The sequence below is a fragment of the Lutimonas sp. genome (assembly GCF_051011215.1).
In the GTDB taxonomy this organism is placed as follows: domain Bacteria; phylum Bacteroidota; class Bacteroidia; order Flavobacteriales; family Flavobacteriaceae; genus Lutimonas.
Genome location: NZ_JBPCUJ010000071.1, coordinates 1 through 3,260 on the forward strand (window position 1 = coordinate 1; position 3,260 = coordinate 3,260).

Genomic DNA, 3,260 nt, shown 5'->3' on the forward strand with positions numbered 1-3,260 from the left:
CAGATTTTAAAGGTCATCAATTATCAGGAGTTTGTAATTTTAGGTGAAACAATCGATGACGCCGTTGGAGAAGCTTTCGATAAAACGGCCAAACTATTGGGACTTCCTTATCCAGGTGGTCCACTTGTCGATAAATATGCCAAACTAGGGAACCCGGAAGCTTTTCCTTTTTCAGAACCCAAAACGATCAATCCTTTAGACTTTAGCTTTAGCGGTCTAAAAACTGCCATTCTTTACTTTTTACAGAGAGAACAGAAAAAAGATGGAAATTTCATCAAAGAAAACCTGCATGATATCTGCGCCTCGGTGCAACGCACCATTGTCACGATCCTCATGAAACGGCTGCAAAAAGCTTCGTCGAAAACTGGTATTAAACATGTAGCGATTGCTGGTGGAGTTTCGGCAAATTCAGAAATCAGAGCTTCCTTAAAAAGTATGGAAGAAAAACTAGGCTGGACCACCTATATCCCAAAATTTGAATACACCACAGATAATGCCGGTATGATTGGAATCGTTGGCTATTACAAGTTTTTAAACAACGATTTTGCTCAGGAAAATACCACTGCTTCCTCGAGGCTCGGCATCAATGAATAGTATTTTAGGTACTTCCTAAAAACAAAAAACCGTCCAGAGGTGTATCCAGACGGTTTTGAGTGTATTCAGCCGGGCATTACATAAATGCTGCAGCTATCTTTTTATATAAACCGTTTTTCAGTTTTTCTCTTATCGATGAAAAGGCTTCAATCGTCTCTGCAACATCCTCCAGGTTATGCGCTGAAGTTGGAATTAATCTCAACAAAATCATTCCTTTTGGAATCACCGGATATACTACAATCGAACAGAAAATACGATAATTCTCTCTTAGGTCATTTACCATGGCCATCGCTTCAGGAATATCTCCTTCTAAGAATACAGGGGTAACACAGGTGTTGGTTTTACCAATATTAAAACCTTTCTCAACCAACCCACTTTGAAGCGCGTTCACATTTTCCCATAATTTCGTTCTTAACTCAGGCATGGTTCTTATCATATCAAGCCTTTTCAAGGCTCCTTTTACCATGGCCATCGGCAACGATTTGGCAAACATCTGCGATCGCATATTGTATTGCAGGTATTTGACTACATCTTTGTTACCTGCAAAAAAGGCACCAATTCCCGCCATCGACTTTGCAAAAGTGGCAAAGTACACATCAATCTCATCCTGCACTCCTTGTTCCTCTCCGGCACCGGCACCCGTCTTACCCAGGGTTCCAAAACCATGAGCATCGTCTACCAACAATCTGAAATTATACTTTTTCTTAAGGGCAACAATCTCTTTAAGCTTTCCTTGCTCACCTCTCATTCCGAAAACCCCTTCACTGATCACAAGAATTCCTCCATCTGATTCTTCCGCTTTCTTCGAAGCTCTGATCAAATTCTTTTCAAAACTCTCCATATCATTATGGCGGAAGGTAAATCGCTTCCCTTGGTGTAACCTTGCTCCGTCAATGATACAGGCATGTGAATCCATATCGTATACCACAACGTCGTTCTTCGTTACCAATGCATCAATAGCTGATACCATTCCCTGGTAACCAAAATTGACTAAATAAGCTGCTTCCTTACCAACAAACTCAGCACATTCGCGCTCTAATTGTTCGTGAAATTCAGTATGCCCACTCATCATTCTGGCCCCCATAGGGTATGCCATTCCGTGCTCTCTGGCAGCATCTGCATCAGCCTTTACAACGTCAGGGTGATTTGCCAGACCAAGATAATCATTGATACTCCAGGTAATCACTTCTTTACCGTTGAACCTCATTCGGTTTGATATGCTCCCTTCCAGTTTTGGAAAAACATAATAACCTTCCGCTTGCTTTGCCCACTTTCCAAGTGGTCCCTTATCCTTTGTTATTCTTTCAAATAAATCTTTCATGTAACTATCTCATTTCAACTGAGGATTCTAAAAACCCCTCTGTTTTAATTATTTGCAAAAATATAAAAAATTTATGATGTAAAACTTTCTATGTTTATAGTTTTTAACAAAAACGAAAAAGACTGCTCGATTCAACCAGCAGTCTTTTTTCAATTTATTTTTTATAATATCCTTATCTAATAATCTCTAAGGCATTTTCTTCTTGTTTTCTTGAATCAAAGAATCCTTGTTCTCTCATCCATTCATCACTATATATTTTCTCCATATATCTTGATCCGTGATCCGGCAGAATCATCACAACCATACTATCCTTATCGAAATATCCCTGCTCGGCATATTGCATGGTAGCTTTAACTACGGCGCCACTGGTGTAACCGGTAAACAATCCTTCAACCATGGCTAATTCTCTGGCCTTATGTGCGGCTGCCTCATCTGTCACTTTTTCAAATACATCTATCACATCAAAATTTGTAGCAGATGGAATTAAATTTTTTCCAAGACCCTCAATGCGGTATGGGAATATTTCTTTCGTATCAAAATCAGAAGTCTCATGAAACTTCTTTAAAATAGAACCATAGGCATCCACACCTAACACTTTAACCGCTGGATTTTTTTCTTTTAAATACTTTCCAACGCCAGAAATAGTTCCTCCTGTTCCACTGGCCACTACCACATGTGTTACCTTACCATCCGTCTGTTCCCAAATTTCAGGTCCGGTAGACAAATAATGAGCCTCGGCGTTTAACTCGTTAAAATATTGATTGATATACACAGAATCCGCCGTTTCTTCATGCAGTCTTTTCGCCACTTGATAATAGGATCTTGGGTCGTCTGCACTCACATTTGCAGGACATACATATACTTTAGCACCCATGGCCTTCAGCATATTAATCTTTCCTTTGGAAGCTTTGGAATTTACAGCAAGAATACATTCATATCCTTTGATAATACAAACCAATGCAATGCTGAATCCTGTATTCCCGGAAGTTGTTTCAATAACCTTACTGCCTTTTGTCAGGATACCTCTCTTTTCAGCCTGCTCCACAATATGTGTCGCTATTCTGTCCTTCATCGAGTGCCCAGGATTAAAGGCTTCATATTTTGCTAAGAACTGACCGTCTAACTCTTTTGTTATTTTATTTAATCGAACCAAAGGAGTATTTCCAATTAAATCTAATATGTTATTAGTTATACCGTTATGTTTTTTCATAAAAATATAATGCTTTGATTATAAAAACCGGGCAAATTTAAGTATTTTTTTCAAACTACAGATGTTATTCTTTATAAGAATCTTGTGAGCATGACTGCTCTCACAATATTACAAAAAAAAATACTATTCGCTAAT

General features: G+C 38.7%; 3 protein-coding genes. 1 reads left to right on the plus strand and 2 read right to left on the minus strand.

The genetic code is table 11. The features are described 5' to 3' along the window. The coding region (locus ACR2MV_RS06905) for a tRNA (adenosine(37)-N6)-threonylcarbamoyltransferase complex transferase subunit TsaD (protein ID WP_434021173.1) at positions 1 to 594 on the plus strand (594 nt) is incomplete at its 5' end. A gap of 76 nt (positions 595 to 670) precedes the next feature. On the opposite strand, the gene ACR2MV_RS06910 is transcribed toward ACR2MV_RS06905, so the two are convergent. After that, entirely contained in the window at positions 671 to 1,915 is a 1,245-nt protein-coding gene (locus tag ACR2MV_RS06910) for an aminotransferase class I/II-fold pyridoxal phosphate-dependent enzyme (RefSeq protein WP_434021174.1), read from the minus strand. Between the two features lie 172 nt (positions 1,916 to 2,087). Then, on the minus strand, positions 2,088 to 3,125 hold the full coding sequence (locus tag ACR2MV_RS06915) for a PLP-dependent cysteine synthase family protein (RefSeq protein WP_434021175.1): 1,038 nt from the start codon (positions 3,123 to 3,125) through the stop codon (positions 2,088 to 2,090). Between the last annotated feature and the right edge of the window lie 135 nt (positions 3,126 to 3,260).

What these genes read in the sequence shown, in the direction of transcription:
- ACR2MV_RS06915 (WP_434021175.1), bottom strand. Translation starts at nt 3,125, where the DNA reads ATGAAAAAACATAACGGTATAACTAATAACATATTAGATTTAATTGGA.
- ACR2MV_RS06910 (WP_434021174.1), bottom strand. Translation starts at nt 1,915, where the DNA reads ATGAAAGATTTATTTGAAAGAATAACAAAGGATAAGGGACCACTTGGA.